A 23,222-nucleotide genomic window follows, 5' to 3' on the forward strand; every position below is an offset into this window, starting at 1 on the left:
AATGTTCCACCCCCGACCGCGCCGCCTCGATCACCAGCGGCTGCGGATGGCCGTGCAGCGAAGCGATGATCAGCTGTTTCACCGTATGATAGATCGCGCCGTCGCTTTCGATCACCGTCCTAGAACACCCCTGCCACCAGCTTCGCAAATGCATCGGCACGGTGACTGATCGCATGCTTCTCTGCGGGGTCGATCTCTGCATAAGTCAGCGACTTGCCGGTAGGAACAAATACCGGGTCATAACCAAAGCCCAGGTGCCCGCGCGGCGGCCAGGTCAGGCTGCCCTTGGCCCGCCCCTCGAACACCTCACCGTGGCCGTCGGGCCAGGCGAGCGCGAGGGTGCACACGAAGCAGGCGCTGCGATCGACGTCCTCGCCCTGCTCGGCGAGCAGCCCTTCGACCTTGCCCATCGCCATATACCAGTCGCGGCCCGGCGGCCCTTCAAACGCCTGTCGCTCGGCCCAATCGGCGGTGTACACCCCCGGGCGTCCGCCCAGCGCCGCGACTTCGAGGCCGCTGTCATCGGCCAGCGCGGGCAGCCCCGCCGCCGCCGCGCTCGCATGCGCCTTCAGCAGCGCATTCTCGCGAAACGTGGTCCCCGTCTCCTCGGGCTCGGGCAAGCCAAGGTCGCCCGCCGACACCGGTTCGATGCCATAGGGTTCGAGCAACGCCCGGATTTCGCGCACCTTGCCCGCATTGTGGCTGGCGATGACGAGTTTGCCGGGGGTGAGTTTGCGGGTCATAAAGCCCTCTCCCCGTGGGAGAGGGTTGGGTGAGGGGTTCCAACGTCCGCGGTGGCGACCAATCGTCCGCGCAAATCCTCCAACACGCCCTCCAGATTGCTCATGATGTCGTTATTCCAGTATCGGATCACATGATAACCGGCTGCCTGCAACAAGGCAGTGCGACGTTCATCGCTCGGGCTTTCCGCGTGCTGGCCGCCGTCGGCTTCGACGATAATCCGCAATTCCTCGCAGAGAAAGTCGGCTACAAATCCTGCCACCGGCGATTGGCGGCGAAATTTGAGGCCAAGAAACTGGCGGGCGCGCAGCACTCGCCAGAGCTTTTTCTCGGCCTCGGTTTCGTGGCGCCGCAATTTGCGGGCAATACCCGTGGACGGTTTGTGCTGCTTCGGTGTCACATCCCCTCACCTGCTGCGACTAGCCAGCAAGCTGGCAAGTCTCGCTTCCTCTCCCGCCGGGAGAGGAAGGTTTACCGCCCCGTCGCCTTATCCTGCGCCGCGAAAATCTCGGTGCAGCCAATGCGCGCCAGGCGCAGCAGGCGCAGCAGACCTTCCTCGTCATAGGTCGCGCCCTCGGCGCTCGCCTGCACTTCGACGATCTGGCCGCGCCCGGTCAGCACAAAATTGCCATCGGCCTCGGCAACCGAATCCTCGTCATAATCGAGGTCGAGCACCGGGGTGCCGTTATAGATGCCGCACGAGATCGCGCCGACCTTGTCGATAATCGGATCTTCGGCGATCGTCTTGGCTTCGAGCAGCGTGTCCACCGCGAGGCGCAACGCGACCCACGCGCCCGAAATCGACGCGGTGCGGGTGCCGCCATCGGCCTGGATCACGTCGCAATCGATGACGATCTGGCGCTCGCCGAGCTTCTTCATATCGACCACGGCACGCAAGGAGCGTCCGATAAGCCGCTGAATTTCCTGCGTCCGGCCCGACTGCTTGCCCTTCGCCGCCTCGCGGCTGCCGCGGGTGTGGGTCGCGCGGGGCAGCATGCCATATTCTGCGGTGACCCACCCCTGGCCCTTGCCGCGCAGGAACGGCGGCACCTTTTCATCGACGCTGGCGGTCACCAGCACCTTGGTATTACCGAAGCTGACGAGCACACTGCCTTCGGCATGGATAGTGAAAGCAGTTTCGATGGCGATCGGACGCATCTGATCGGGGGCGCGGCCGGAAGGGCGCATGAGGGATTCTCCTGTGAATATGTGCGGCGCGCTTAGCGGTGAAGCGAGGCGAGCGCAAACCTGATCCTCCCCATCGACTTGCGATGGGGAGGGGTACCGCCGCCGCAGGCGGTGATGGAGGGGCAGCAACGTCGCGGCCCCTCCGTCAGCCCTGCGGGCTGCCACCTCCCCATCGCAAGTCGATGGGGAGGATCGTGCGCTTGCCCCAGCGCGCCCGCGTCCCTAAATCCCCACCATGACCACCCCGCCGATCACCGAACTGACCACGCGCGCCCGCGACGTGTTCCGGCTGGTCGTCGATGCTTATCTCGAAACGGGCCAGCCGGTCGGGTCGCGCACCTTGTCGAAGCTCGCGGCGCTCAACCTGTCGCCCGCCTCGATCCGCAACGTGATGCAGGACCTCGAGGAATATGGCCTGCTCGCCAGCCCGCACACCAGCGCGGGGCGACTGCCGACCGAACAGGGGCTGCGCCTGTTCGTCGACGGGATGATGCAGGTTGCCGAACCCAGCGCCGAGGACCGCGCGCAGATCGAGGCGAGCCTGTCCGAAGGCGGGCCGATCGAAAGCGCGCTGGCGCAGGCGACCGCCGCGCTGTCGGGCCTGTCGGCGTGCGCGGGGCTGGTGCTGGTCCCCAAGCATGAGCGCGTGCTGAAACAGGTCGCGTTCGTGCCGATGTCGGATCGCCAGGCGCTCGTCGTGCTGGTCGCGGGCGACGGCGCGGTCGAGAATCGCGTCATCGACGTGCCCGCGGGGCTCGACCCCTCGGCGCTCGTCGAGGCGGGCAATTTCATTTCGGCGACGCTGTCGGGCCTGACGCTGACCGAAGCGATGGCGCGGGTGCGCCACGAGATCGAGGCCGAGCGCATCGCGATCGACCGCGCGGCGCAGGATCTGGTCAGCCGCGGGCTGGCGATCTGGTCGTCGGACGGCGCCGACCGCCCGGTGCTGATCGTGCGTGGTCAGGCCAATCTGCTCGACGACAGCGCGGTCGGCGACCTCGACCGCGTCCGCCAATTGCTCGACGAACTCGAGACCAAACAGGACATTGCGCAATTGCTCGACAGCGCGCGCGAAGGTAGCGCGACCCGCATTTTCATCGGGTCGGAAAATAAATTATTCTCGCTTTCAGGCTCTTCCGTGATAGCGGCGCCCTATCGCGGATCGGACGGGCGCGTCGTCGGCGTGGTGGGCGTGATCGGCCCGACGCGCTTGAACTATGCCCGCATCGTTCCCATGGTGGATTTCACCGCCCAATCACTGTCCAGACTGATACGATAGGTTTATGACGAATATGGAAAATGACACGCCGGTCGACGACGGCCAGACCGACGACGCCGCAACCGAAACGCCCGCGACCGAACCGCAGGATGAGGCGGCGAAGCTCGCCGAACAGCTCGCCGCGGTGCAGCAGGATCTGCTCTATGCGCGCGCCGAAACGCAGAATGTCCGCCGCCGCGCGGAGAAGGAAGTCGCCGACGCCCACGCCTATGCCGCGACCAAATTCGCGCGCGACATTTTGTCGGTCGCCGACAATCTGGGCCGCGCGCTCGCCGCGCTCAGCGACGAACAGCGCGCCGATGAGGCGATCAAGCCGCTGATCACCGGGCTGGAAGCGACCGAGCGCGAGCTGCTCGGCGTGTTCGAACGCAACGGCATCACGCGCATCGCCGCAATCGGCCTGCCGCTCGACCCCAACCAGCATCAGGCGATGCTGGAGATCCCGAGCAGCGACGCCGAACCCGGCACGATCGTGCAGGAAATGCAGGCGGGCTATGTGATGAAAGACCGGTTGCTGCGCCCTGCGATGGTTGCGGTGGCGAAGGCGGGGTAACTCTTCCCCTCTCCCGTTGGGAGAGGGTTGCGCAGCCTTGGCAGCTTGCTGCCTAGGCGAAGCTGGGTGAGGTGTTCTGCGCGGGCGTGCAAACGCGAGGCCGCATCCCCTCACCCGCTGCAACTAGCGAACAAGTTCGCAAGTTTCGCTGCCCTCTCCCGACGGGAGAGGGCTTAAGCGCTAAGCCGCCTTGCGCAGCTTCGCGAGCTTTTTCAGCACCATCTCGCGCTTCAGCCGCGACAGATGGTCGATGAACAAAATGCCTTCCAGATGGTCATGCTCGTGCTGGATGCACGTCGCCATCAGCCCGGTCATGCGTTCCTGATGATGCTTGCCGTCCACATCCTGCCAATCGACGGTGACCTCGGCGGGGCGCGTCACATCGGCATATTGTTCGGGGACCGACAGGCACCCTTCCGAATAGACGCTATGCTCCTCGCTCTCGTCGGAAAAGACGGGGTTGATGAACACGCGCGGGTCGCGGATCACCTTCTTGCCCTCGTCATCTTCGGGATCGGGTTCCTGCAGGTCGATCACCAGGATGCGCTTCGCCACCCCGACCTGAATCGCCGCCAACCCGATGCCGGGGGCGTCGTACATCGTCTCGAACATATCGGCGACCAGCTGCTTCAGCTCGGCGTCGAACGCCTCCACGGGCTTGGAAATGACGCGCAGCCGGGGATCCGGGGTCTCTATGATGGGGAGTATGGCCATGGGGTGCAGGTATGGTCGGAGGGGCGTGGGGTCAAGAGGGGCCGCCACAGTCGAGAATTAACTCGTCGGTCGGAATGACATATCCTCCGAATAGGCAATTCGGTTCTGAACAACCGCCCGCGATCGCCCAATCCTCATAACGCGCCATAGATTTGCGCCCGGCAACAATCCTTTTCCCATCCGCGCGTTCAAGCGTAAATTCGATCATTCGCCGGTCAAACTTGTCCGTTTCATTCTCCACAATGGACTGCTTCCGAACATAGGCTCTTTGCCATTTATCGAGATCGCCGACGCAACGACTTGCTGCAAGCTGCGTCTCCAGCTTTACAATCTCTGCCTCTCCGGGTTGAAAATCGGACGTCGACGAGCACGCCGAGCAGGACACTAAAATGGCGGTTGCTACAAAACTAAACACCTTACTCTCCCCCATCACCCCACCGGCCGCCTTGCCCTAAGTGCCTGCGCCAACGTCCCCTCATCCAGATAATCCAGCTCGCCCCCCACCGGCAGACCATGCGCGAGCTGCGTCAGCCGCACCGGATAACCCTCCAGCCGCTCGGCGAGATAATGCGCCGTCGTCTGACCCTCCAGCGTCGCATTCATTGCCAGCACGACCTCATCGATACCGCCCGCCGCGACGCGCGCCACGAGGGCGTCGATCGCCAGATCCTGCGGGCGGATGCCCTCCAGCGCCGACAGCCGCCCGCCCAGCACATGATATTTGCCGGGGAACAGCCGCGACTTGTCGAGCGCCCACAGGTCCGACACTTCCTCGACCACGCACAGCGACCGCGCGTCGCGGCGCGGGTCGGCGCAGATCGCGCAGGGATCGTGCGTGTCGACATTGCCGCAAATCGTACAGGTGACGAGCCGTTCGGACACCGTCTGGAGCGCCGCGAGCAGCGGCACGAACGCAGACTCGCGCTTCTTCATCAAATGCAGCACCGCGCGCCGCGCCGATCGCGGGCCGAGGCCCGGCAGACGGGCGAGTTGCTGGACGAGGGCTTCGATTTCGGTGGAGGCCATGGCGGGGTGGTAGTGGCGCGCACGGGCGGGCGCAATATCCCCAATTCCCTCTCCCATATAGGGAGAGGGTTGCGCAGCCTTGGCGGCTTTGCCGCCTAGGCGAAGCTGGGTGAGGGGCTGTACCCTATCGAGAGAGCACAGCCCCTCACCCGCTGCGACTAAGCCAGCAAGCTGGCAAGTCTCGCCGCCCTCTCCCTAGATGGGAGAGGGTTGAACTCTGCGTGCACCTCCGCCAAAGCCCGCACCCATGCGTATCGCCTTCATGGGAACACCGCCCTTTGCGGTGCCGACGCTCGCTGCGCTGCATGCGGCGGGGCATGATGTTGCGGCGGTCTATAGCCAGCCGCCGCGCCCAGCGCAGCGCGGCAAAAAATTGCAGAAAAGTCCGGTGCAGGTCTGGGCCGAAGAACATGGCCTGCCCGTCCGCACGCCGCGCAGCCTGAAGGGCGAGGAAGCGCAGGCGGAATTTGCTGCGCTCGATCTCGATGTCGCGGTGGTCGCCGCCTATGGCCTGATCCTGCCGCCCGCGATCCTCGATGCGCCGCGCGAGGGGTGCCTCAACGTCCACGGATCGATCCTGCCGCGCTGGCGCGGCGCCGCGCCGGTGCAGCGCGCGATCCTCGCGGGCGATGCCGAAACCGGGGTGACGATCATGCAGATGGACGTCGGGCTCGACACGGGCGCGATGCGGCTGGTCGAGCCGACCCCGATCGGGCGCAAGACCGCGGGGGTGCTGACCCACGAACTGGCCGAGATGGGCGCGCTGATGATGCGGCGCGTGCTGAGCGACCTCCACGCCTTTCCGCCGGTGCCGCAGCCCGAGGAGAGCGTGACCTACGCCGCCAAGATCGACAAGAGCGAGGCGCGGCTCGATTTTCTGGTCAGCGCGGCGCAGGTCGAACGGCAAATTCGCGCGTTCAATCCGGTGCCGGGCGCGTTTTTCGAGCTGGAGGGCGAGCGGTACAAGGTGCTCGCGGCGGAAGTCGTGCATCCGGCCGATACGGTGGCGGGCGCGGCCCCCGGCGTCACGATCGACGACGCGCTGACGATCGCCTGCAACCCCGGCGCGATCCGCGTGACGCGCATCCAGCGCGCGGGGAAACCTGCGATGGAGGCGGGCGAATTGCTGCGCGGGCGGGGAATCGCGGCGGGGACGCGGTTAACTTAGTCCCCTCTCCCCTTGCGGGAGAGGGTTGCGGAGCCTTGGCAGCTTGCTCGGCATTATGTAGCAAACGCACCAAGCCCTGTGTGGGATTATCCGGCATTAGCTGGGATAAGGCGGGATGCACGAGAATGTTGTATCTGGCTTAGTGAGGCGGCGGCGCGAACTGGCGTTGGAAGCTGACACTGTGCGCGCTCAGTATGAGGCCTTGCTTGCCGACGTTGCTGCGCTGGACCGCTCTATCCTGCTGTTCAACCCCGATGCCGATATTGCCGCCGTTGCGCCGCTATCGTTCACCCGCAAAGAGGATTGGGCAAAACGCGGGGCTATCGCCCGCGCGATCCTGTCGGCGCTCAGGGGCATCACTGAGCCTATGCCCGCGCCTGATATAGTGGCGCTTTTGTGCGAGGATCGCTCGCTTGCAATCGGGGCGCTTGCGCCAAAGCTGGCGCTACGGCGGGTCAATCGGTCGCTGTCTCGGCTACGTGACAATGGCGCGGTCGAAAGCCGCGCATCGGCGGGTGGGCAGTACTTGGAATGGGAGATAGCGCGGTAGACTTGTCACCGCACTACTGTCGCGAGATTGACTCTGGAATCGCCGGAGCCCAGAAGACTCCGGCGACCCGCTTAGTTTTTCGGTCCTTTCGGGCCGGTGCGATAAGTCTCGACCACCGTCGTTCGAGGACGGCGTTCGGCTTCGCGAACAGGAATGAACTGGCCGGAGCCAGCATCACGCCCGCGTTCGTGAGTGTTGCGGTTTGCCATTGGTATCACCCCCTTCCGTGGCAAGTTGCCGTTTAGAAGGGAAGGGAACCTTGAGCGGGCGGCACGTCGGGGTAGTGACGACCGCGCATCACTTCGGAAACGCGGCCTTGATTCACCCCGACGATAGCCGCCGCTTGATGCTGATAGAGGCCTTTTTCTATCACCAAGTATCGAATTTGTGATGCAATTTCCGCCGATATGGGCGGCGAACTCCGTTTATTCATCGTTTTAGCCTTTGCCAAAAAACGATGTGGAGCGTTGACATTGACGTCGGGAAGAGTAGGATTGCCGCCGTTGATCAACATCTCCGCGCCACATCGCGGTTTCATCCGGGCCAGAGCGTTTGCCGCGCTCTGGCCCGCTTGGTTTCTGACATATTAACGATGATTGTTCAAGCGCGGAATCCGCTCAGAAGCGTTTTCAGCGCATTCGACGACTTTGGCAGGGTGAACCATGCCCAAGGTGGGTTTTTTCGCCCAGAGGCGCTTAGAATGGCAATTCGGGCGCATTCGGCATAAAGAGTCCTTTATATCGCCGTTCCCCAATCGTTCTAGGCAGCCCGCTGCCAATACCCCTTCCAATCACGGCTAACGCGCGAAGCCATCGCCGCCGCCGTCACCATTGCAGCCTGATCGCCGTTCGACACGCGACGGTTATCTTCGCGCCACGATGCTTCGCGGGCATAGGCGCCGATGTACGGCCCGGCGATATGGTGGTGCGTACCGACTTCCATCCGGCGAAGGCGGCTGAAATAGCTTTCGGCCTGATTGGTACATGCGCCTTCGTCGAAGAACTGGACCGAGTGATTGACGCGGTGCGTCATCCAACCGGCGTGAAGGGCATCCCATCCGGTGCCTTCGTCGGCGTGGAGTACGGCAAGGTTGGCAACATGATCGCGGACGCAGGGAACAGCATCGCCTTCGTTGGCGACGACGAACGGAAGTGACTTGCCGCCGCGCTCGCGCATCACGACAACACACTGGCGTTTGCCCGAACGGTTGAAGGCAAGGCGACGGTCCTTGCGGTCGTCCTTGTGGTTTTCCGGCTTCACGTAACCGCCGAAATACGCGCCGTCGATTTCGACGATGCCGTCCAGCGTGCGGCCCATCTGTTCGCGGGCCATCGCTTCGCGCAGCTTGTGGGTCAGCACGAACGCGGTCTTGTACTGGCAATCCAGATCGCGGCTCAATTGCAGCGCAGCAACGCCCTTGGTGCGTTTGCTACATAATGCCGAGCTTGCTGCCTAGGCGAAGCTGGGTGAGGGGTTGTATCCTCACGATAGCGCACAACCCCTCACCCGCTGCGACTAGGTGGCGAAGCCACCAAGTCTCGCTGCCCTCTCCCGCAAGGGGAGAGGGTCGTAACGGTGTCTCGACTTCGCTCGACACGAACGGCTAAAGCCCCACCCATGACCCGCTTTGCCCTCACCATCGAATATGACGGCCGCCCCTATATGGGCTGGCAGCGGCAGGCGCACGGCCCCAGCGTCCAGCAGGCGGTCGAGGAGGCGATCCACCGCTTCACCGCCGAGGAGGTGCAGGTGTTGAGCGCCGGGCGCACCGATGCGGGGGTTCATGCGATCGCGATGCGCGCGCATGTCGACATCGCCAAGCCGCTGACCCCGTTCAAACTGACCGAGGCATTGAATGCGCAGCTCCGCCCGGCGCCGATCGCGATCATCGGGTGCGAGGTGGTGCCGGACGACTGGCACGCGCGCTTTGCCTGCATCGGGCGGTCATACGAATATCGCATCGTTAACCGCCGCGCGCCGCTGACATGGGACAAGGGGCTGGCGTGGCAAGTCGCGCGACCGCTCGACGCCGACGCGATGCACGCCGCGGCGCAGCAGCTCATTGGCCTCCATGATTTCACCACCTTTCGCTCGGCGCACTGCCAGTCGCAAAGCCCGTTGAAGACGCTCGACAAGCTGGCGGTCAGTCGCCACGGCGACGAGCTGATCATCGAGGCCGCGGCGCGCAGCTTTCTGCACCATCAGGTGCGCTCGATGGTCGGGTCGCTCGCGTTGGTCGGCCATGGCAAATGGTCGGCGCGCGATTTGAAAGCAGCGCTGGAGGCGGCGGACCGGCAGGCGCTGGGGCTGAATGCGCCGCCCGACGGGCTCTATTTTGTGGGGGCGACCTACCCGTAGTTCGTCATTGCGAGCGAAGCGAAGCAATCCAGAGCGGGTTTACGCTACTCTGGATTGCCGCGTCGCTTCGCTCCTCGCAATGACGATCATGAAAAAGGGCAGCCCTTTCGGACCGCCCCTTCCCTTTATCGCTGCCCCGCGCGCTTACACCTTTTCGGCGTAATACAGCGGCGCATGCTCATTCAAAATCTGGAGGATCTTCGCCTGCGCGGTCTTTTCGTCGCTTTCTTCCATCGCGGCGAGTTCGCGCGCGAGGCGGCTCGACGCCGCTTCGAAGATCTGGCGTTCCGAATAACTCTGTTCGGGCTGGTCGTCGGCGCGGAACAGGTCGCGGGTCACTTCGGCGATCGACACCAGGTCGCCCGAATTGATCTTCGCTTCATATTCCTGCGCGCGGCGCGACCACATGGTGCGCTTGACCTTCGGCTTGGTGGTCAACACCTGCAACGCTTCCTTCAGCGTCTTGTCCGACGACAGCTTGCGCATCCCCACGCCCTCGGCCTTGTTGGTCGGCACGCGAAGCGTCATTTTTTCCTTTTCGAAGCGCAGGACATAAAGTTCGAGCTGCATCCCCGCGATTTCGGATTTTTGCAGCTCGATGACGCGCCCCACGCCATGTTTCGGATAAACGACATAATCACCGACTTCGAACAAGAGCGTGTTCACGGACATGCAAATTCCTTTTGTTGTGCCTTGACCCCGATCTGAAACTGCGACAACAACGGCGCATCCCGCCCTCTAGCCAAGGGGGATTGCAATCGCTCGGCGCTAGCCAGTCAGAGTGACAAGGGATATGGCTCCATCGGAACGCCGGAAAACGCCCCAGCCCGAGACGGGAAGAGGCAGAATGTCGGCGCGTTGATATTAATTATAACAGATTCGCAACAAAATTGCCACCCCTGCGGGGGAATGCGCGAGCGCGCCGTCTTGACGGCTGGCTGAACCCGTTTCAGGTTGCAACGAAATCAGCGCATGGGAGCGGGTATGAACGATCAGATCTGGTGGATTACAGGCGCCTCGTCGGGCATCGGCGCAGCGCTGGCGCGGGCGCTGGCGGCGCGCGGCGCAAAGCTGATCCTGTCGGGGCGCAATGTCGCGGCGCTGGAGGCGGTGGCCGCCGATTGCGATACCGAAACGCTGGTCCTGCCCTTTGAGGCGACCGACTATGCCGCCCTCCCTGCCATCGCCGATCGGGCCTGGGGCTGGCAGGGCCGCATCGACGGGTTGGTCAACAATGCCGGCATCTCGCAGCGCAGCCTGGCGGTGGATACCGACTTTGCCGTCTATGAACGGATCGTCGCGGTCGACCTGCTCGCCCCGATCGCACTGACCCAGCAATTGCTGCCGCGCATGGTTGGCGCGGGCGGCGGCCAGGTCATTGCCATATCCAGTGTTGCCGGGATTGCCGGGGTGCCGCTGCGCAGCGCGTACTGCGCCGCCAAGCACGGCCTGATCGGCTATCACGACAGCGTGCGCGCCGAGAACGAGCATCTGGGATTGAAGGTGCTGGTCGTCGCGCCGGGATCGGTGCAGACCAACGTCAGCCGCAACGCGCTCAACGCCGACGGCAGCGTGCGCGGGGAAAGCGATGCCGCAATCGACAACGGCCTGTCGCCCGATTTCGCCGCCGCGCAGATTCTGGCGGCGGTCGACGCCGGAACGCGCGAACTGGTGGTGGCCGAGGGCACCGAAGCAGCCATTGCGAACCTGCGCCGCAGCGACCCCGACGCACTGTTCGACCGGATGAGCGCTATGGTGCAGGCGGGCTATGCGCAGCAGATGCAGGCAGGCCGCAAGGCGTCCTGAGCAACCGCATTCCCGCGAAAGAGGGTACCAGTAACACGCCGTTTGGTGCGACACGGGTTGATTGTCAGCCTGCATCGCACCGCAACGAAAGCGCTAGAGCGCGATGACATGATATTGCCTCTAAACTATAAACGCGCCTCCAGCCGCGCCAGCAGCTGTTGGACCGGGGTCACCGGCGGCGCTGCCCAGCCCGCTTCCAGCGCGGCGATGCGTTCGAACAGGCGTTCGCTTGCCGCGATGATGCGTTGCACCGGGGCGTCGAAGTCGATGCAAATGTCCCAGTCGGCGGCGACCGGATCGCCGATGCGCGCCGCGCTGTCGTCCGGACCGGCGCCCGGGTCGCCCCCGATCATCGCGCGGCGGTGGAGCAGCCACGCGATGACGTGCATCAACCGCGTCGTCGTCTTCAGCGACTCGCAGGCGAGACCGATCTGAAGCATCCCGTCGCGGCGGATACCGCCAAGGTCGCGCTGTGCGGCAAAGGCGGCATGCGCCTCGTCGGCCAGCACCATCGCCTCGACATACAGGTTTTCGACCTGCGCGCGCTGCACCGGTGTCGTGGCCATCCTGTCGTTTGTGCCAGCGGTCATGTCACGATGGATGCCACGGCTGCGCGGCAATGCAATGGCGCTAACCATGAATGTCGCGCGCCGCACGTCCCGCTTTGATTCAGGCCGTTTTGATTCAGGCAATAATGTCGGGCACCAGCTGGTCTTCGCACCAGGCGATTTCGTCGCGCAGCTTCAGCTTGCGTTTCTTGAGCCGCGCCAGCTGCAACTGGTCGGGCACTGCCGCTTCGCCGAGCGCGATGATCGCGGAATCGAGGTCGCGGTGCTCGACGCGAAGCAGTTCCAGACGCTGGGCAATTTCTTCCGGGTTCACGACGCTGTCCCTGCCACGTTCACCACTGGTCCGCAACGGGAACCGGCTGACCGAATCGCGACGACATTCGCAGCGATTCGTGATTTACTCACACCTGCCAATCGAGTCGAAAAGGAGAATGGCCCATGAGCAACTCGCATCTTTCCGCCCTGAAGTCCCGCCACGCGGACCTCGACGCGAAAATTGCGAATGAAGAGCGCCGCCCTGCCCCCGACATGGCTTTGCTGGCGCAGATGAAAAAGCAGAAACTGAAGATCAAGGAAGAGATGCTCGCGGTCGCCTGACGACCAACGAGCGCTACCGCCCGCTGGTGCCGCCGTCGGCCGCATCAGCGTCGGCGGTAGAATGGCCCGGTTTCAAGGCCGCTCCGCCGCAGATGCGGCGGCAGGTCCGACGGTACAGCGACCTGGCGGCGAACCGCCTGCGGATCGATCGCATGATCGAAGGCGATGCCGAACTTGCCGACCCCCGCCCAAACGACGCGGCCGCCCACGGGGCCAATGTTCCGCAGGTCAACTTCGACGGCGGCGCCCTGTTCGATGCGCAGCTTGCCTTCCGCCAGCATCCCGCCCGGCGACAGGTTGCGGACACGCACCACGACGGGCGCGCTTCCGCCCGGTACGGTCAGCGTCGCCTGCAGAAACAGACTGTCCCGATCGGCCGCACGTGACAGCGCCGCCACCTCTTCATCTACCGATACCGGTCCACGCGATTCCATTGCGACCCGTTCCCCGCGCCATTGTCAGGCGGGAGAATCTAGAAGCCAGCGGTTGCCGAAACGTAAATGGGACCAGATTGTCCCGTCGCGGGTCAGTCTTCGCGCGAAATCCGTTCGTTGCGCTCGTGGCGCTCCTGCGCCTCCAGCGTCATCGTCGCAATCGGCCGTGCCTGTAGCCGGGCTAGCGAGATCGGTTCGCCGGTTACCGCACAATAGCCATATTCGCCTTCGTCGATCCGGCGGATGGCGGCGTCGATCTTGGCAATCAGCTTGCGCTGGCGGTCACGGGTGCGCAGTTCGATCGCCCAGTCGGTCTCGCTCGACGCGCGGTCGGCAAGGTCGGGTTCGCGCAGCGGGCCGTCCTGCAGATGCGCCAGCGTCGATTCAGCTTCGGACAGGATCGACTTTTTCCAGGCGAGCAGCAGGCCGCGGAAATATTCCTGCTGCCGCTCGTTCATGAATTCTTCGTCGTCGCGGGGGATATAATCCGAATCCAGATTGTCCTTGGCTTCGCGAAGCGCGTCAGCGCCAACATCGGCAATCTTGGTCGGCATGAGGGGCTCTCGCGTCCTTTCCTGTCACCCTGCGGACCGCCGGACGGTGCAGGGAGTGGCGCGCCTATAACCAGCCGCCGGTTACGATACAAGCGCCGAAGCGGTCGATAGCGGCGGGGGGTGAAGCGGGGCTGAACGGCGACGCCAACGGCGGTGATTCCCGGCGCGCGGCCGGCAGCGCCAATGTGCCTCCGCCGATCGCGATTTAGGTCCGGATATTAACCAATCGCATAGAATCATTGCAGTTTCCGTACTAATTTGGAACAGTAATGGCGATTTCGGTTGATTCCGCGTCCCTTTTCCCGCTGTCGGACAGGCAAACGCGGTTAACGCAATTGCCGCGTTCGCAAAGCTTTGACCTTTTGGCGTATAGCGAAGGTGAAACGGGTGTCGGTGGATGGCGCTTCGCACCTGCAACGGGAAAGAAAGAGAAACCTATGTCTGTCCGAATGGCCCTCGCCAAGCTTTGTGCCTGCACCTGCGGCGGCGCCCTGATCGGTAGCGGCGCGATGCAGATCACCGACGTGCCCAAGGCGCGGGCGCAGACGGCCCAGTCCTGTTCGCCCTGTGCCGGACCCGCGAAAAAAGTCGTGCGCAAACGCCACGCCGCGCGCAAGCCGGTCAAGCGGGTGCGCCGCGTCGTCACCACCAAGCGCGTCATCCGTACCGCGACCCCGCAAACGCAGGTCGTCACCCAGACGATTCCTCTGCCCCCGATTCCCTATGCCCCCTTCCCGCAGCGTGGCGGTTTTGAAGGCGGCGGCAGCAGCGGCGGCGGCGTGACCGTCATCGGCGGCGGCTTTGGCGGCGGTTTCGGCGGCGGATTTTTCGGCGGCTTCTTCGGCGGCAGCTCGGGCGGCAGCAGCGGCAGCATCGTCGTGACCTCGACCACCACCGGTGGCCTCAGCACCACATCGAGCTCTACCTCGGGCGGCGTTTCGACCTCGACCGGTGGCGTCAGCACCTCCACCTCGACGGGCGGCGTTTCGACCTCGACCGGCGGGGTCAGCACCTCGACCTCGACGGGCGGCATCAGTTCGACCACGTCCACCGGCGGGGTATCGACCTCGACCGGCGGCGTTTCGACCTCGACGGGCGGGGTCAGCACCTCGACCGGCGGCGTGAGCACGTCGTCGGGCAATGTTTCGACCTCGACCGGCGGGATCAGTTCGACGTCGTCGAGCAGCAGCTCGTCATCGAGCTCGTCGTCTTCTTCGTCATCGTCCAGCTCGTCGTCGTCGGGCGGCAGCTCGTCGAAGGGCGGCGGATCGTCGCACGGCAGCTCCGGCTGGGGCAGCTCGTCGCACGGCAGCTCGGGCGGGTCGAACGGTTCGAGTGGCAGCTCGGGCGGATCGAGCAGCAGTTCCGGCGGCTCGGGTAGCAGCTCGGGTGGTTCGGGCAGTTCGTCGTCGAGCAGTTCCTCGTCGTCATCTTCCTCGTCGAGCAGCAGCACGTCGAGCGGCGCGACCTCGTCGGGCGCGACCGGCGGCAGCAGCAGCTTTGGTTCGAGTGGCAGTACCGGATCGTCGTCCTCGTCGAGCAGCAGTTCGTCGTCATCCTCTTCCTCGTCGTCCAGCTCGGGCGGCAGCACCAGCAGTTCGTCGGGCGATCCGACGCCGGTCCCCGCGCCGCCGATGCTGTTGCTGTTCGGCGCCGCCGCCGCCGCGCTCGTCGCGCGCCGCCGCGCCGCGAACCGCAACGACAAGGATGCCGACGCGGCATAAGCGATCCACTGGAGGCGCGGGGGGGCTAACCCGGGCCACCGACTGAGGGGCCGCCTTGCGGGGCGGCCCCTTTTTCATGCGCGCATCGGGCTTGCGCAGCGCGGCGGAACAACAATCCTCCCTGTGGCGAAGCCATGGGGAGGTGGCAGCCCGCAGGGCTGACGGAGGGGCCATGGCGCACCGTCGTCGCCCCTCCACCACCGCCTGCGGCGGCGGTCCCACTCCCCATGGCTGCGCCACAGGGAGGATCACGCAAGGACAGGCTTGCACCCCCCGCCCGGCGACGCCATAGCGCGGCCATGCACGATATCCGCCTGATCCGGGAAAACCCGCAAGCCTTTGACGCCGGCCTCGCGCGCCGCGGCCTCGCTCCCCTGTCCGAACAAATCCTGGCCGCCGACGCGTCGGTGCGCGCGTTGCAGACCGAAATCCAGGCATCGCTCGCGCGCCGCAACGAAGCGTCGAAGCTGATCGGCCAGGCGATGGCGAGCGGCGACAAGGACAAGGCCGAGGCGCTGAAGGCCGAGGTGGCGGACCTCAAGACCGCCCTCCCCGCGAAGGAAGATGCCGAGCGCGAACAGCTGGCCGCGCTACACGACACCCTCGCGGCGCTGCCCAACCTGCCCGCCGCCGACGTGCCCGACGGCATGGACGAAGACGGCAATGTCGAAATTGCGCGCTGGGGCACCCCGCGGACCTTCGACTTCACGCCGCAGGAGCACGCCGATTTCGCCCCCGCACTCGGGCTCGATTTCGAAACCGCAGCGAAGATGTCGGGCGCGCGCTTCGCGTTTCTGAAAGGCCAGATGGCGCGGCTCGAACGCGCGCTCGGTCAGTTTATGATCGACCGGCAGACGATCGACGCGGGCTATACCGAATGCGCGACGCCGTTGATGGTCCGCGACGAGGCGGCTTTCGGGACGACGCAGCTGCCGAAGTTTCGCGAGGATCTGTTCCAAACCACCGACGGGCGCTGGCTGATCTCGACCTCCGAAATGAGCCTGACCAACGCGGTGCGCGAAGAGATATTGCCCGAGGCCGATCTGCCGGTCCGGATGACCGCGCTCACCCCGTGCTTCCGCTCCGAAGCCGGGTCGGCGGGGCGCGACACGCGCGGCTATATCCGCCAGCACCAGTTCTGGAAGGTCGAGCTGGTGTCGGTCACCCGCCCCGAAGACAGTGACGCCGAGCTGGAGCGCAAGACGCGCGCCGCCGAGGCGATCCTCGAGGCGCTCGAACTGCCCTATCGCAAGATGCTGCTGTGCGCTGGCGACATGGGCTTTGCGGCACGCAAGACCTATGATCTTGAGGTGTGGCTGCCCGGCCAGAACAGCTATCGCGAGATTTCGAGCTGCTCGAACTGCGGCGATTTCCAGGCGCGGCGCATGAACACCCGCTTCCGCCGCGAGGGCGCGAAGGGCAATGAATTCGTCCACACATTGAACGGATCGGGGCTGGCGGTGGGGCGGACCCTGGTCGCGGTGCTGGAAAATTATCAGCAAGCGGACGGCAGCGTCGATATTCCAAAGGTGCTGCTGCCCTATATGGGCGGGATCACGAAACTCACGCCAACCACCTAATATTCGTCATCCCGGACTTGATCCGGGATCCAAGCCATCGCCGTTGCATGGATGCCGGATCAAGTCCGGCATGACGAAGAGAGAAAGACCAAAACCTTGCGCATCCTCCTCACCAACGACGACGGCTACCACGCCCCCGGCCTCGCCATACTCGAAGCGATCGCCCGCGAGCTTTCCGACAATATCTGGGTCTGCGCGCCCGCCGAGGAGCAATCGGGCGCCGGCCATTCGCTGACCCTCTCGCGGCCGGTCCGCATCCGCCAGCACGGCGAACGCCGCTGGTCGTGCAGCGGCACCCCGACCGATTCGGTGATGATGGCGATCGGCAAGCTGATGCCCGAAAAGCCGGACCTGATCCTGTCGGGCGTCAACCGCGGTGCCAATCTGGGCGACGACATCACTTATTCGGGCACCGTATCGGCGGCGATCGAGGGCGCGCTCGCGGGCATCCGCTCGATCGCGCTCAGCCAGGTTTATGCGCGCGAAGGCATGGGCGACACGGTGCCGTTCGACGCCGCAGAACAATGGGGCGCCAAGGTGCTGCGCCCGCTGCTGGACATGGACATGCCGCCGCGCACTTTGGTCAACATCAACTTCCCCGCCATTCCCGCCGCCGACGTGCGCGGCATCCGCGTCACCCGCCAGGGCTTTCACGACTATGGCCGCGGGTCGATCGTCGAAGGCACCGATCCGCGCGGTTATCCCTATTTCTGGTTCGGCCTCCACGGCATCGAACACAGCCTGGCGCACGACAGCGACCTCGAAGCGATCGACGACAATTTTATCTCGGTCACCCCGCTCCAGCTCGACCTGACGCACGACGCATCGCTGGCGGCGCTGCGCGGGGCGTACGCGGCGGGTTAGGGTCTAGCCACCGCTCCCTTCCTTTGGCAAAAGCCATGCGTGGGGAAAATCGGACATCATATCGCGATGTTGCCGGGGGCGCTGCTGCTCGCGGGTTGCATCCCCGCTGCTCCGACCCCGCCGTCACGCCCGGTCGCCGCGACCCCCGTCCCCGCCAGCCCGGGCTTTGAACGTCAATCGGTCAACGAGGTCGTCGGCGGCGATGCCTGGCCGACCTGGACGCTGAAACCCGTTGCGGCGAACGCCGTGCGCGTTGCCCCCACCACTTACCTTGTCCGTCCCGGCGACACGCTGCGCGCGATCGGCGACATGACCGGCGCGGGGTCGGAGGCGATCACGATCGAGAATGACCTGTCGCCGCCCTTCACCCTGCGCGCCGGACAGTCACTGCGCATCCCGGCGGGTCTCTACCACCGCGTCGGCGCTGGCGAGACCGGGATCGGCATCGCGCGCGCCTATGACGCCGACTGGGGCGAGATCGTCACGATCAACGCGCTGAGCGAGCCCTATATATTGCGGATCGGCCAACGGCTGCGCCTGCCCGCCAGCGCGCGCGGCGCTGCCCCCGGATCGGTCGATGTCGGCGCCCGCGCCGCGGCCTTCACTCTCGACATCGACGACATTGCAACGGGCAGCCAGCCCGCGCTGGCCGAAAACAGCCGGCCCACCGCGGCCAGCGCCGCGCCCGCGCGTCCTGTGACCACTGCCATTGCGTCGCCGGGCGCCTTTTCGGGCCGTTTCCAATGGCCGCTTAGCGGTACAATCCTGACCCGGTTCGGACCCGTGGCGCCCGGCAAGGTCAGCCAGGGCATCAACATCGCCGCCGCATCGGGCACCCCCATCCGCGCCACCGCCGACGGTGTTGTCGCCTATGCCGGCGACCAGATCGCGGTTTACGGCGGCCTGATCCTGATCGACCACGGCGGCGGCTGGGTGAGCGCCTATGGCCACGCTGCCGAGATCGCGGTCCAGCGCGGCCAGGCGGTCAAGGCGGGCGCGGTCATCGGCCGCGCCGGCGCCACCGGCCAGGTCCAGACACCGCAATTGCATTTCCAGCTGCGCCGGAATCGGATAGCGGTCGATCCAATGAAGCAATTGCCACCCCGATGACCAGCCGCTCGCGTCCGAAAATGCGGATGCAGCGCGGGTTTCAGCCGCTGAAACGCGCCAGCCGATGGCCGGTGTGGGCCGATGTCGGCGCGCGGCTTTCGCTCGCCTTCTTTCTCATCGGCATCGTCGTGCTGGTCCACTGGATCGACCGTGGCGGATTGATCGACCACCACGACGGCCATGTCAGCTTTCTCGACGTCGTCTATTTCACGATGATTTCGGTGACGACGACCGGATTCGGCGACATCGCCCCGATTTCAGACCGCTCGCGGCTGATCGAGGCGGTCATCGTCACCCCGATCCGCATCGCCGTGCTCTTCATTTTTGTCGGCACCGCCTATAATTTCGTCCTCAAACGCACATGGGAAAAATGGCGCATGGCCCGCATTCAGGCACAGCTCACCAATCATATCGTCGTGCTCGGCTTTGGCATCAGCGGCAGCGAAGCGGTCAAGGAACTGATCGCGCGCGGCACCGACCCCGCGTGTATCGTCGTCATCGACGGCTCGCCCTCGCGCATCGCCGCTGCCGAAGCGATGGGATGCAATGTGCTGGAGGGCGACGCATCGAACGACCAGACATTGCTCGACGTGCGCATCGCCAACGCACAGTCGGTGCTGGTTTCGGCCGGCCGCGACGACAGTTCGATCCTGATCGTGCTGACCGTCCGCCATTTGGCGCCGCGAGTGCCGATCAGCGTCGTCGTGCGCGCGCAGGACAATGAATTGCTCGCACGACAGGCGGGCGCGAACAATGTCATCAACCCGGTCAGCTTCACCGGCCTGCTCCTCGCCGGATCGGCGCAAGGCGCGCATGTCGCCGACTATATGGCCGATCTGGCCAGCGTCGACGGCCGCGTCCAGCTACGCGAACGGCCCGTTGCCGCCGAGGAAGTCGGGCGCAGCATCGACGATCTGACCAGCGAAGGCCGCGGTCTGCGCGTTTATCGCGGCGGCAAGCCCTATGGCTTCTGGGAACCCGAAGCCCGGACCCTCGCCCCCGGCGACCTGATCGTCGAGGTCGTCCGCTGCGAAGAATGCGAGGCGGACGTCACGGAGCGCTAAGCGCGCCAATATATCCAGCCCGCCCACAGCCAGCCGACGATCAGCAATCCGCCGCCGACCGGCGTCACCGCCCCCAGCCAGCGCGGCGCACCGAGCGCCATCGCATAGAGCGTCACCGCAAAAATGGCGGCGCCGACCAGCAGCAGGATCGCCGGTCCCCGCGCCGTCCCCAGGATCGCCAGCGCCGCGACGGCGTGGACCAGCTGGTACATGCCGCCGGTGCGCAGCCATTCGGCCTGCTGCGGCGCCGCCGCACCATGCGCACCGAACGCACCCGCCGCCACGGCGATGGCCGCTGAAATCGCCGCCCACATCCCGATTGCCATCGAACCATTCTCCGCATCATCATTCAGTCGGCACCTGCGCCCGCGCGCCGCGCGTGACAAGCGGCGCAAAATCGCCTATGCGCGCCGCCGATCATGACAATCAAGACTCTTCCTGCCCAGCCGAAAGTCGGCATGGTGTCGCTCGGCTGCCCCAAGGCATTGGTCGACAGCGAACGGATTCTCACCAAGCTGCGCGCCGACGGCTATGGCCTGTCGCCCGATTATGCGGGCGCCGACGTCGTGCTGGTCAACACCTGCGGCTTCCTCGACTCGGCGAAGGAAGAAAGCCTCGAGGCGATCGGCGAGGCGATGGCCGAAAATGGCCGGGTCATCGTGACCGGCTGCATGGGCAACGAGGCCGAGGTGATCCGCGCGCGCTTCCCGAACGTGCTCGCCGTCACCGGCGCGCACCAATATGAACAGGTTGTCGATGCGGTGCATGACGCCGCGCCGCCGACGCAAGGGCCGTTCGTCGATCTGGTCCCCGAAGGCGGGCTGAAGCTCACGCCGCGCCATTACAGCTATCTGAAGATTTCCGAAGGCTGCAACCACAGCTGCTCCTTCTGCATCATCCCCGATCTGCGCGGCAAACTCGTCAGCCGCCGTATCGACGCGGTGTTGCGCGAAGCCGAAAAGCTGGTCGCCGCGGGGACCAAGGAACTGCTCGTCATCAGCCAGGACACCTCGGCTTACGGCGTCGATATCCGCCACGACCCGCGCCAGTGGCACGGCCGCGAAGTCCGCGCGCATATGACCGACCTCGCGCGCGAACTCGGCCAGCTCCAGACCAGCGAAGGCCGCGCTCCGTGGGTGCGCCTCCACTATGTCTATCCCTACCCCCACGTCGACGCGGTGATCCCGCTGATGGCCGAGGGGCTCCTCACCCCCTATCTCGACATCCCGTTCCAGCACGCGAGCCCCAGCGTCCTCAAGCGCATGAAGCGCCCCGCGAACGAAGCGAAGGTGCTCGAACGGCTGAAAAACTGGCGCGCCATCGCCCCCGACATCGCGATCCGCTCCAGCTTCGTCGTCGGCTTCCCCGGCGAGACCGAGGCCGACTTCCAGTATCTCCTCGACTGGCTCGACGAAGCCCAGCTCGACCGCGTCGGCGCCTTCCGCTTCGAACCCGTCGCGGGGGCGCAGGCCAATGCCCTCGACGATCAGGTTCCGGAGGAACTCAAGGAAGAGCGCTACCAGCGCATCATGGAAAAGACCGCCGCGATCAGCGCCGCGAAACTCGAAGCGAAGATCGGTCGCACAATGCCCGTCATCATCGACGAAGTCGGCGAGGCCGACGACGACGGCAGCATCGGCGCGACGGGCCGCTCACAGGCCGATGCGCCCGAGATCGACGGGCATGTCTATCTGCGCGACGTCGCTGCGACGCTCAAATCCGGCGACATCGTCGACGTCGAAATCGAGGATGCCGACGAACATGACCTGTTCGGAGCGATGCGCGCCTGATCCAGCGATCTTTTTTGGAACGGCATTTACCGATTGGTGTTACCGTGAGGGCATCTGTCGGGGGCTGAAACATGCGGGCGATCATATCACTGGCCATTGCAACCGCGATGGCATCCACGCTGGCGGCATGCGACCGTCAGGTCGCCGTCGAAGCGCCGCCGCGCTCGACCGAGCAGGCGCCTTCCCCAAGCCAGAAATCGCTGATCGCGGTGCCGATCAACGCCGACACCACCGCGCTCAAACAGGCGCTCGAACGCGCGGTGCCCAAGACGCTGTGGACGATCAACCGGCGCGAGCGCGCGTGCGTCAAGCCGCAGCAGGTCAAGCTGTTCGGCAAAGAGGTCAAGGTTACACCGCCCATCGCCTGCACCATCGTCGGGCGCGTCACGCGCGGGCCGCTGCGGCTGCGCGGCGAAGGTGATGAAATCATCGTCGATGTGCCCCTGAATGCCACGATCGCGGCGCGCGATGTCGGCGGGGTGCTGAAGGGCGAGACCGCGACCGGCGCCGCGATGGCGCATGCGCGGGTCAAGATCGACATCACCCCCGACTGGCGCACCCGCGGTACGGCGCGGATCAGCTATGGCTGGACCAAGGCACCGGGGATCGACTTTCTGGGCCAACGGATCACCTTTACCGACGAGGCCGATGCGAAGCTCAAACCCGTAGTGCGCGACGTCGAGCGCGAGGTGAACCGCGAAATCGCCCGGATCGACGTCCGCAAACAGGCGTCCGACGTGTGGCGCCAGAGCTTCACCGCGCTCGAGCTCAATCGCGAAAACCCGCCGGTATGGATGCGCGTGACGCCGCAGCGCATCCTGTACGGCGGGTATCGGATGGAAGGGCAGCAGATGCGGCTCAACCTGGGGCTTGAGGCGATCACCGAGACTTTTGTCTCGGGTCGCCCCACCGATCCGGCGCCGACGCCCTTGCCGAACATGGTCCGCGAAAAGCCGACCCCGCTGCTCGACGTGCGGGTACCGGTGCTTGCCGATTATGCCCAACTTCAACCGGTGGTCGACCGCGCGTTGCTGAAGCGGTCGGCGCGGCCGTTCAACCTGCCCGAGCTTGGCCCGATGATGGTCAAATTCGGGCCATCAACCATCTATGGCGCGCCGGGCGGGCGGATCGCCGTCGGGGTCGATGTCGAGACGCGACTGGCTGTTCGCAGCGGCGAGCCGACCCGCGGCCGCATCTGGATGACGGCGGTGCCCAACAACAAGCCCGGCTCGGCCGAGGTGCATTTCACCAATCTGTCGATCAACGGCGACACCGACGGGGTGGGCGGCGACCTGCTGATCACGCTCGGCCAGAGCCCCGGCTTTGCGCCGCTGATCGCCGATGCGTTGACCCAGAATTTCGCGCGCGACCTGGGTGAATTGCAGGGCAAGATCAAACGCGCGGTCGATCAACGGCGCGAGGGCGCCTTCGTCATCCGCACGCGGGTCGAAGGTTTCGAGATTGGCCAGATCAAGGCCTATGGCAACGGCCTATACCTGCCGGTGCGCATGGTTGGCGGGGCGAGCGTCGATTATCGGCCTTCCGGCCGATAG

Annotated in this window: 27 protein-coding genes and 2 pseudogenes; 13 read left to right on the top strand and 16 right to left on the bottom strand. The window is 65.1% G+C overall.

Annotated elements, in window-relative coordinates:
• The 4 genes and pseudogenes from IR187_RS15185 to rph all read right to left on the bottom strand — a co-directional run.
• Window positions 1-121: pseudogene (locus tag IR187_RS15185) on the bottom strand (flagellar motor stator protein MotA); the annotation flags it as partial.
• A complete protein-coding gene (gene rdgB / locus IR187_RS15190) occupies window positions 120-743 on the bottom strand; it encodes an RdgB/HAM1 family non-canonical purine NTP pyrophosphatase (protein WP_194955429.1) in 624 nt (207 codons plus the stop codon). The gene rdgB and the pseudogene IR187_RS15185, both read right to left, overlap by 2 nt.
• Entirely contained in the window at window positions 740-1,141 is a 402-nt protein-coding gene (locus tag IR187_RS15195) for an endonuclease domain-containing protein (RefSeq protein ID WP_324187708.1), read from the bottom strand. Before IR187_RS15195 ends, rdgB begins: the two co-directional genes overlap by 4 nt.
• A gap of 71 nt (window positions 1,142-1,212) precedes the next feature.
• Window positions 1,213-1,929: a ribonuclease PH gene (rph, locus tag IR187_RS15200; protein WP_194955430.1), complete on the bottom strand. Its 717-nt coding sequence runs from the start codon at window positions 1,927-1,929 to the stop codon at window positions 1,213-1,215.
• A gap of 235 nt (window positions 1,930-2,164) precedes the next feature.
• On the opposite strand from rph, the gene hrcA reads away from it, so the two are divergent.
• Both hrcA and grpE read left to right on the top strand, forming a co-directional pair.
• On the top strand, window positions 2,165-3,208 hold the full coding sequence (gene hrcA, locus IR187_RS15205) for a heat-inducible transcriptional repressor HrcA (protein ID WP_194955431.1): 1,044 nt from the start codon (window positions 2,165-2,167) through the stop codon (window positions 3,206-3,208).
• Between the two features lie 4 nt (window positions 3,209-3,212).
• Window positions 3,213-3,761, top strand: a complete 549-nt coding sequence (grpE, locus tag IR187_RS15210; protein ID WP_194955432.1) for a nucleotide exchange factor GrpE — start codon at window positions 3,213-3,215, stop codon at window positions 3,759-3,761.
• A 180-nt stretch (window positions 3,762-3,941) separates the two neighbouring features.
• Here the strand turns inward: grpE and def are convergent, their stop codons facing one another.
• From def to recR, 3 genes are read right to left on the bottom strand one after another with little or no spacing between them, the layout of a single operon-like run.
• Window positions 3,942-4,475, bottom strand: a complete 534-nt coding sequence (gene def / locus IR187_RS15215; RefSeq protein WP_194955433.1) for a peptide deformylase — start codon at window positions 4,473-4,475, stop codon at window positions 3,942-3,944.
• Between the two features lie 31 nt (window positions 4,476-4,506).
• Window positions 4,507-4,890, bottom strand: coding sequence for a hypothetical protein (locus IR187_RS15220; protein WP_194955434.1), 384 nt, complete (start codon window positions 4,888-4,890; stop codon window positions 4,507-4,509).
• A 14-nt stretch (window positions 4,891-4,904) separates the two neighbouring features.
• Window positions 4,905-5,501, bottom strand: coding sequence for a recombination mediator RecR (recR, locus tag IR187_RS15225; RefSeq protein ID WP_039579914.1), 597 nt, complete (start codon window positions 5,499-5,501; stop codon window positions 4,905-4,907).
• A gap of 247 nt (window positions 5,502-5,748) precedes the next feature.
• On the opposite strand from recR, the gene fmt reads away from it, so the two are divergent.
• Entirely contained in the window at window positions 5,749-6,669 is a 921-nt protein-coding gene (fmt, locus tag IR187_RS15230) for a methionyl-tRNA formyltransferase (RefSeq protein ID WP_194955435.1), read from the top strand.
• 115 nt (window positions 6,670-6,784) lie between these two features.
• Window positions 6,785-7,219 carry a hypothetical protein gene (locus IR187_RS15235; protein WP_194955436.1) on the top strand — a complete coding sequence of 145 codons (435 nt, stop codon included), beginning with the start codon at window positions 6,785-6,787 and terminating at the stop codon, window positions 7,217-7,219.
• 241 nt (window positions 7,220-7,460) lie between these two features.
• On the opposite strand, the gene IR187_RS15240 is transcribed toward IR187_RS15235, so the two are convergent.
• Window positions 7,461-7,733 carry a helix-turn-helix domain-containing protein gene (locus tag IR187_RS15240; RefSeq protein WP_194955437.1) on the bottom strand — a complete coding sequence of 91 codons (273 nt, stop codon included), beginning with the start codon at window positions 7,731-7,733 and terminating at the stop codon, window positions 7,461-7,463.
• Between the two features lie 245 nt (window positions 7,734-7,978).
• Window positions 7,979-8,641: pseudogene (locus IR187_RS15245) on the bottom strand (IS1595 family transposase); the annotation flags it as partial.
• A 195-nt stretch (window positions 8,642-8,836) separates the two neighbouring features.
• Here IR187_RS15245 and truA point away from each other — a divergent pair.
• Window positions 8,837-9,577 carry a tRNA pseudouridine(38-40) synthase TruA gene (gene truA, locus IR187_RS15250; protein WP_194955438.1) on the top strand — a complete coding sequence of 247 codons (741 nt, stop codon included), beginning with the start codon at window positions 8,837-8,839 and terminating at the stop codon, window positions 9,575-9,577.
• Window positions 9,578-9,721: 144 nt separating this feature from the next.
• Here the strand turns inward: truA and IR187_RS15255 are convergent, their stop codons facing one another.
• On the bottom strand, window positions 9,722-10,249 hold the full coding sequence (locus tag IR187_RS15255; protein ID WP_194955439.1) for a CarD family transcriptional regulator: 528 nt from the start codon (window positions 10,247-10,249) through the stop codon (window positions 9,722-9,724).
• Between the two features lie 312 nt (window positions 10,250-10,561).
• Between IR187_RS15255 and IR187_RS15260 the strand changes: the two genes are divergently transcribed.
• Window positions 10,562-11,383, top strand: coding sequence for an SDR family NAD(P)-dependent oxidoreductase (locus IR187_RS15260; protein ID WP_194955440.1), 822 nt, complete (start codon window positions 10,562-10,564; stop codon window positions 11,381-11,383).
• A gap of 125 nt (window positions 11,384-11,508) precedes the next feature.
• Here IR187_RS15260 and IR187_RS15265 read toward each other — a convergent pair whose 3' ends face one another.
• Entirely contained in the window at window positions 11,509-11,973 is a 465-nt protein-coding gene (locus IR187_RS15265) for a DUF1465 family protein (protein WP_228765978.1), read from the bottom strand.
• 94 nt (window positions 11,974-12,067) lie between these two features.
• Window positions 12,068-12,265: a YdcH family protein gene (locus tag IR187_RS15270; protein ID WP_194955441.1), complete on the bottom strand. Its 198-nt coding sequence runs from the start codon at window positions 12,263-12,265 to the stop codon at window positions 12,068-12,070.
• A gap of 125 nt (window positions 12,266-12,390) precedes the next feature.
• Between IR187_RS15270 and IR187_RS15275 the strand changes: the two genes are divergently transcribed.
• Window positions 12,391-12,549, top strand: coding sequence for a YdcH family protein (locus tag IR187_RS15275; RefSeq protein WP_194955442.1), 159 nt, complete (start codon window positions 12,391-12,393; stop codon window positions 12,547-12,549).
• A 44-nt stretch (window positions 12,550-12,593) separates the two neighbouring features.
• On the opposite strand, the gene IR187_RS15280 is transcribed toward IR187_RS15275, so the two are convergent.
• The 3 genes from IR187_RS15280 to IR187_RS15290 form a co-directional block, all read right to left on the bottom strand.
• Window positions 12,594-12,983, bottom strand: coding sequence for a PilZ domain-containing protein (locus IR187_RS15280; RefSeq protein WP_194955443.1), 390 nt, complete (start codon window positions 12,981-12,983; stop codon window positions 12,594-12,596).
• A gap of 92 nt (window positions 12,984-13,075) precedes the next feature.
• Window positions 13,076-13,537 carry an RNA polymerase-binding protein DksA gene (dksA, locus tag IR187_RS15285; RefSeq protein WP_194955444.1) on the bottom strand — a complete coding sequence of 154 codons (462 nt, stop codon included), beginning with the start codon at window positions 13,535-13,537 and terminating at the stop codon, window positions 13,076-13,078.
• Window positions 13,538-14,258: 721 nt separating this feature from the next.
• On the bottom strand, window positions 14,259-15,242 hold the full coding sequence (locus IR187_RS15290; protein ID WP_194955445.1) for a hypothetical protein: 984 nt from the start codon (window positions 15,240-15,242) through the stop codon (window positions 14,259-14,261).
• Between the two features lie 318 nt (window positions 15,243-15,560).
• Here IR187_RS15290 and serS point away from each other — a divergent pair, with 318 nt between their 5' ends.
• From serS to IR187_RS15310, 4 genes are all read left to right on the top strand, one after another.
• Window positions 15,561-16,841 (top strand): serine--tRNA ligase, encoded by a 1,281-nt coding sequence (gene serS, locus IR187_RS15295; RefSeq protein ID WP_194955446.1) that lies wholly within the window; start codon window positions 15,561-15,563, stop codon window positions 16,839-16,841.
• A 96-nt stretch (window positions 16,842-16,937) separates the two neighbouring features.
• Complete coding sequence (gene surE / locus IR187_RS15300) at window positions 16,938-17,705, top strand: 5'/3'-nucleotidase SurE (RefSeq protein ID WP_194955459.1); 768 nt, start codon at window positions 16,938-16,940, stop codon at window positions 17,703-17,705.
• 66 nt (window positions 17,706-17,771) lie between these two features.
• Window positions 17,772-18,815 (top strand): peptidoglycan DD-metalloendopeptidase family protein, encoded by a 1,044-nt coding sequence (locus IR187_RS15305; RefSeq protein ID WP_194955460.1) that lies wholly within the window; start codon window positions 17,772-17,774, stop codon window positions 18,813-18,815.
• Window positions 18,812-19,879: a potassium channel family protein gene (locus IR187_RS15310; RefSeq protein WP_194955447.1), complete on the top strand. Its 1,068-nt coding sequence runs from the start codon at window positions 18,812-18,814 to the stop codon at window positions 19,877-19,879. Before IR187_RS15305 ends, IR187_RS15310 begins: the two co-directional genes overlap by 4 nt.
• Here IR187_RS15310 and IR187_RS15315 read toward each other — a convergent pair.
• Window positions 19,876-20,205, bottom strand: coding sequence for a DUF423 domain-containing protein (locus tag IR187_RS15315; RefSeq protein ID WP_194955448.1), 330 nt, complete (start codon window positions 20,203-20,205; stop codon window positions 19,876-19,878). The genes IR187_RS15310 and IR187_RS15315 overlap by 4 nt on opposite strands.
• A 93-nt stretch (window positions 20,206-20,298) precedes the next feature.
• Between IR187_RS15315 and rimO the strand changes: the two genes are divergently transcribed.
• Window positions 20,299-21,669, top strand: a complete 1,371-nt coding sequence (gene rimO, locus IR187_RS15320; protein WP_194955449.1) for a 30S ribosomal protein S12 methylthiotransferase RimO — start codon at window positions 20,299-20,301, stop codon at window positions 21,667-21,669.
• A 107-nt stretch (window positions 21,670-21,776) separates the two neighbouring features.
• The gene (locus IR187_RS15325; protein WP_228765980.1) at window positions 21,777-23,222 is read left to right on the top strand and encodes a DUF4403 family protein; all 1,446 of its coding nucleotides are present in this window, start codon (window positions 21,777-21,779) and stop codon (window positions 23,220-23,222) included.

It is taken from the genome of Sphingopyxis solisilvae, assembly GCF_015475875.1.
In the GTDB taxonomy this organism is placed as follows: Bacteria; Pseudomonadota; Alphaproteobacteria; order Sphingomonadales; family Sphingomonadaceae; genus Sphingopyxis; species Sphingopyxis solisilvae.

Coding starts and splice junctions, on each gene's coding strand:
- rdgB (WP_194955429.1), bottom strand. CDS start 743: ATGACCCGCAAACTCACCCCCGGCAAACTCGTCATCGCCAGCCACAAT.
- rph (WP_194955430.1), bottom strand. CDS start 1,929: ATGCGCCCTTCCGGCCGCGCCCCCGATCAGATGCGTCCGATCGCCATC.
- hrcA (WP_194955431.1), top strand. CDS start 2,165: ATGACCACCCCGCCGATCACCGAACTGACCACGCGCGCCCGCGACGTG.
- grpE (WP_194955432.1), top strand. CDS start 3,213: ATGACGAATATGGAAAATGACACGCCGGTCGACGACGGCCAGACCGAC.
- def (WP_194955433.1), bottom strand. CDS start 4,475: ATGGCCATACTCCCCATCATAGAGACCCCGGATCCCCGGCTGCGCGTC.
- recR (WP_039579914.1), bottom strand. CDS start 5,501: ATGGCCTCCACCGAAATCGAAGCCCTCGTCCAGCAACTCGCCCGTCTG.
- fmt (WP_194955435.1), top strand. CDS start 5,749: ATGCGTATCGCCTTCATGGGAACACCGCCCTTTGCGGTGCCGACGCTC.
- IR187_RS15235 (WP_194955436.1), top strand. CDS start 6,785: ATGCACGAGAATGTTGTATCTGGCTTAGTGAGGCGGCGGCGCGAACTG.
- IR187_RS15240 (WP_194955437.1), bottom strand. CDS start 7,733: ATGTTGATCAACGGCGGCAATCCTACTCTTCCCGACGTCAATGTCAAC.
- truA (WP_194955438.1), top strand. CDS start 8,837: ATGACCCGCTTTGCCCTCACCATCGAATATGACGGCCGCCCCTATATG.
- IR187_RS15255 (WP_194955439.1), bottom strand. CDS start 10,249: ATGTCCGTGAACACGCTCTTGTTCGAAGTCGGTGATTATGTCGTTTAT.
- IR187_RS15260 (WP_194955440.1), top strand. CDS start 10,562: ATGAACGATCAGATCTGGTGGATTACAGGCGCCTCGTCGGGCATCGGC.
- IR187_RS15265 (WP_228765978.1), bottom strand. CDS start 11,973: ATGACCGCTGGCACAAACGACAGGATGGCCACGACACCGGTGCAGCGC.
- IR187_RS15275 (WP_194955442.1), top strand. CDS start 12,391: ATGAGCAACTCGCATCTTTCCGCCCTGAAGTCCCGCCACGCGGACCTC.
- IR187_RS15280 (WP_194955443.1), bottom strand. CDS start 12,983: ATGGAATCGCGTGGACCGGTATCGGTAGATGAAGAGGTGGCGGCGCTG.
- dksA (WP_194955444.1), bottom strand. CDS start 13,537: ATGCCGACCAAGATTGCCGATGTTGGCGCTGACGCGCTTCGCGAAGCC.
- serS (WP_194955446.1), top strand. CDS start 15,561: ATGCACGATATCCGCCTGATCCGGGAAAACCCGCAAGCCTTTGACGCC.
- IR187_RS15305 (WP_194955460.1), top strand. CDS start 17,772: ATGTTGCCGGGGGCGCTGCTGCTCGCGGGTTGCATCCCCGCTGCTCCG.
- IR187_RS15310 (WP_194955447.1), top strand. CDS start 18,812: ATGACCAGCCGCTCGCGTCCGAAAATGCGGATGCAGCGCGGGTTTCAG.
- IR187_RS15315 (WP_194955448.1), bottom strand. CDS start 20,205: ATGGCAATCGGGATGTGGGCGGCGATTTCAGCGGCCATCGCCGTGGCG.
- rimO (WP_194955449.1), top strand. CDS start 20,299: ATGACAATCAAGACTCTTCCTGCCCAGCCGAAAGTCGGCATGGTGTCG.
- IR187_RS15325 (WP_228765980.1), top strand. CDS start 21,777: ATGGCATCCACGCTGGCGGCATGCGACCGTCAGGTCGCCGTCGAAGCG.